This window comes from Hoeflea sp., assembly GCF_984452065.1.
Genome location: NZ_CFHWAF010000230.1, coordinates 1 through 3,495 on the forward strand (window position 1 = coordinate 1; position 3,495 = coordinate 3,495).

4 protein-coding genes and 1 riboswitch are annotated in these 3,495 nt (G+C 61.7%); all 4 genes read left to right on the forward strand.

Annotated features, from left to right (window positions below; translation table 11 throughout):
* Window positions 1–291: 291 nt before the first annotated feature.
* The gene (locus AC5E6N_RS23705) at window positions 292–1,239 is read left to right on the forward strand and encodes a sodium-dependent bicarbonate transport family permease (RefSeq protein ID WP_491750117.1); all 948 of its coding nucleotides are present in this window, start codon (window positions 292–294) and stop codon (window positions 1,237–1,239) included.
* A 2-nt stretch (window positions 1,240–1,241) separates the two neighbouring features.
* Complete coding sequence (locus AC5E6N_RS23710) at window positions 1,242–1,556, forward strand: P-II family nitrogen regulator (RefSeq protein ID WP_491750118.1); 315 nt, start codon at window positions 1,242–1,244, stop codon at window positions 1,554–1,556.
* Window positions 1,557–1,697: 141 nt separating this feature from the next.
* On the forward strand, window positions 1,698–2,420 hold the full coding sequence (locus tag AC5E6N_RS23715) for a tellurite resistance TerB family protein (RefSeq protein ID WP_491750119.1): 723 nt from the start codon (window positions 1,698–1,700) through the stop codon (window positions 2,418–2,420).
* A gap of 139 nt (window positions 2,421–2,559) precedes the next feature.
* A riboswitch (TPP riboswitch) is annotated at window positions 2,560–2,680 on the forward strand.
* Between the two features lie 76 nt (window positions 2,681–2,756).
* The coding region (locus tag AC5E6N_RS23720; RefSeq protein ID WP_491750120.1) for a phosphomethylpyrimidine synthase ThiC at window positions 2,757–3,495 on the forward strand (739 nt) is incomplete at its 3' end.

The following is a 3,495-nucleotide window of genomic DNA, read 5'->3' on the forward strand; positions in this document are numbered from 1 at the left end:
GATTGAGATGCCGGATTGCAGCGGATCAAGGCCGTCACCCGGCCCTTATTTGTGAGCGGATCGGCACCGTTCACCAGTGCAAAACCACATGATAGAAAAAATCTATCAAAAATTATGTAATTAACAATTTGGCTCTTAGGCATGAAATGGTCAATGTCGCGCCGCTGATAATTCCCCGGAGCCTAACCATGATCACAAACGCCTTTACCCCACGTCGGGGCAAAAACGATGCTGTCCCGGACCCGAGTCCCACGGCACGATGCGCCTGCGGCGTGATCAAGGGAGCCTGACATGGAAAGCCTCTTATCACCTGTCATACTGTTCTTCATTCTGGGTGCTCTGGCCGCCTTCGCACGCTCCGACCTTGCGTTTCCGGAGTCGATGTCCAAGGCGCTGTCGCTTTACCTTATGTGCGCCATCGGATTGAAAGGCGGAATCCTCGTCGCCGGCAGCGGCTTCACCACGGACCTGCTGCTTGCCGCGACGGCGGGCCTCGTGCTCAGCTGTCTCATTCCGGTCGGAGCCTTCGCGGTCCTTCGCACGTTCGGCCGCCTCGACGCGACCAACTCGGCTGCCGTGGCTGCGCATTATGGTTCCGTCAGCGTGGTCACCTTCATCGCCGGCAATCAGATCCTGACCGACAACGGCATGGCGCCCGCCGGTTATATGATTGCGGTGCTGGCGCTCATGGAAACACCGGCGATCATCGTCGGCTTGTTCCTCGCCCGCGGCGGGAACGGGATGAAGATGCAATCCGGCCAGGAGCTTATGCGGGAAACGCTGCTGAACGGATCGGTCGTTCTGCTCACCGGCAGCTTTATCATCGGGCTCATTATCGGCAAGGACGGATTCGAGCCCATCGCGCCGGTGTTCGAGGCCGGCTTCAATGGGCTGTTGTGTCTCTTCCTGCTCGACATGGGACTGATCGCGGCACGCAGGATCAGCAACGCGCGCAGCCTGACGGCCCGTCTCGTCCTGCTGGCGATCGTGTTCCCGGTCGTCAATGGAACAATCGGCTGTATCGCCGGCGCAATGATCGGCCTCGATGTGGGCACGACCACGGCACTCGCGATCCTCGCCGCCAGCGCCTCATACATCGCTGTCCCGGCGGCAATGCGGCTCGCCCTGCCGAAGGCGGACGCCGGGCTCTACCTTTCCCTGTCGCTCGCCGTGACGTTTCCGTTTAACATCATGATCGGCATTCCGCTTTACACCCAGCTCGCAAAACTGATGGTCTGACAATGGTAACGATATCTCCACGAAAAAAGATCGAGATTCTCGTCGATACGCCTCTCCTGCGGCGCTTGCGCGAAGTGGCGGAAGACGTCGAGGCGGATGGTTACACGGTGCAGCGCACTCAGGGCGGAAAAGGTTCGCGCGGGCGCTGGTTCGACGACCAGGTCACCGGCGGTGCCGGAAGCAAGGTTGTATTCACCACCATCCTCGATGAAGCCACGGCGGACCATCTGCTTCAGGCCCTTGAGCCGCTGATGGATGAGTATGGCCTTCTCGTGACCGTCAGCGACGTGGACCTGGTGCAGGCTCAAAAGAGCTGACCGAACCCAGGCGCGATCGCCTGACCGCATGCGATAGAAGCTTTCGATTGAAGGACCCGCCAGTTTCGATTGGAAACAGGCGGTGCCCGGCATCACCTCTTGGTTTCAAACCAAATGCGAGGAAACCGGAGAGCCTATGTCATGACCATCAATCAGCTTCTTGGACAATTTCTGGGCGGCCAGTCCGGCGACACGTCCGGCGCGGCGGCCAGCCCGGCGGCGCAACTGCTTAATCCCGCGGGGCTCGGAGGCGGGCTTGCGGCGGGCGGGCTGGTCGGGCTGCTTGTCGGCAACAAGAAAATGCGGAAGAAGGCGGCGAAGTACGCCGGCGGCGCCGCGATGATCGGCGGCGGAGCGGCGCTGGCGGCGATCACCTTCCGGGCGTTCAGCAACTGGCAGGACCGCTCCCGGTCACCCCAGGCCGAGACGCCGAAGCCGCTTTCGCCGGACAAGCCTTCGCTTGCCCAGTTCGACCCGGAGACGGCAATGGGAGCCGACGGCAAGCCGTTCCAGTTCGCCCTCGTCAAGGCCATCATCACGGCCGCAAATGCCGACGGGCATATCGACGATGACGAGCGCAAGACAATCAAGGATGCGATCGCCACAACGCAACTCGACGCACAGTCGAACATGCTGATCTTCGACACGTTGAGCGAGCCGCCGGATGTGGAAACCATTGCCGGTTATGCAAAGGGGCTGGAACAGGCGAGCGAGCTCTATCTGGTCTCGAGAATGGTGCTGGACACCGAAAACGCCGCCGATCTTTCCTATCTGCAGGCGCTCGTCAAAGCGCTGGCGCTGCCGCGCGACCTCGTCATGCACCTGGAAGAGCAGTTGTCACGCCCGGCAAACAAAGCGGCCTGAATCCGGGCGGGCGCGGCCCGATTTCAAACCGCCTTTGATAAGGACGCGCCCGTGGCGACCGGCTTCGGCCGGTCGCCAACAAAATCGAATGTCACGAAACCCACCTTGACAGAATCGCGGACCGGCCCTCTTAATAGGGGTCTTGAACCCGGGGAGCTCTGGCAAGGAGCTGAGAGGCCGATGGCGCGATAGCGCAGCGCGGCGACCCGTCGAACCTGATCCAGTTAACGCTGGCGTAGGGATGGTACAGCCGCTACCGGCCGCTCATGGCCGAAAGTGTCCTTTCGTATCCCATTGCCGTGCTGAAACTTGGATCCCCAACAACGGGAGATTCAAATGAACGCAGAAGCACCCACCATCACCCGAGGCCCCCTGCCCGCCTCGCGCAAGGTCTACACCACCGGCTCCCTTTATCCGAACATCCGCGTTCCCATGCGCGAGATCGCGCTGCACCCGACTGCAGGCGAACCGCCGGTGAGTGTCTATGACAGTTCAGGGCCCTATACCGAGGACGGAGTGGAGACCGACATCGCCGCCGGCCTGCCGCGCATTCGCGAGGCGTGGATTAAAGCACGGCGGGACGTTGAGACCTATCAGGGCCGGCATGTGAAGCCGGAAGACAACGGTTTTGTCTCCGGCGACAGGCTGACGCCGGAATTTTCGGTCCGCCACATGCCGCTGCGGGCAAGCGGCAGCGCGCCGGTCACCCAGCTCGCCTATGCGCGCGCCGGGATTGTCACGCCGGAAATGGAGTTCATCGCAATCCGGGAGAACCTTGGCCGCGATGCGTTGCGGCACGGGGCGGAGCGCGACGGCGACAGTCACGGCGCCTTCATCCCCGATCGTGTCACACCGGAATTTGTCCGCGACGAGGTGGCACGGGGTCGCGCCATCATCCCGGCCAACATCAATCACCCGGAAAGCGAGCCGATGATCATCGGACGCAATTTTCTGGTCAAGATCAACGCCAATATCGGCAATTCCGCCGTCACCTCGTCCATGGCCGACGAGGTCGACAAGATGGTCTGGGCAATCCGCTGGGGCGCGGACACGGTGATGGATCTTTCGACCGGCC

Coding starts and splice junctions, on each gene's coding strand:
- AC5E6N_RS23705 (WP_491750117.1), top strand. CDS start 292: ATGGAAAGCCTCTTATCACCTGTCATACTGTTCTTCATTCTGGGTGCT.
- AC5E6N_RS23710 (WP_491750118.1), top strand. CDS start 1,242: ATGGTAACGATATCTCCACGAAAAAAGATCGAGATTCTCGTCGATACG.
- AC5E6N_RS23715 (WP_491750119.1), top strand. CDS start 1,698: ATGACCATCAATCAGCTTCTTGGACAATTTCTGGGCGGCCAGTCCGGC.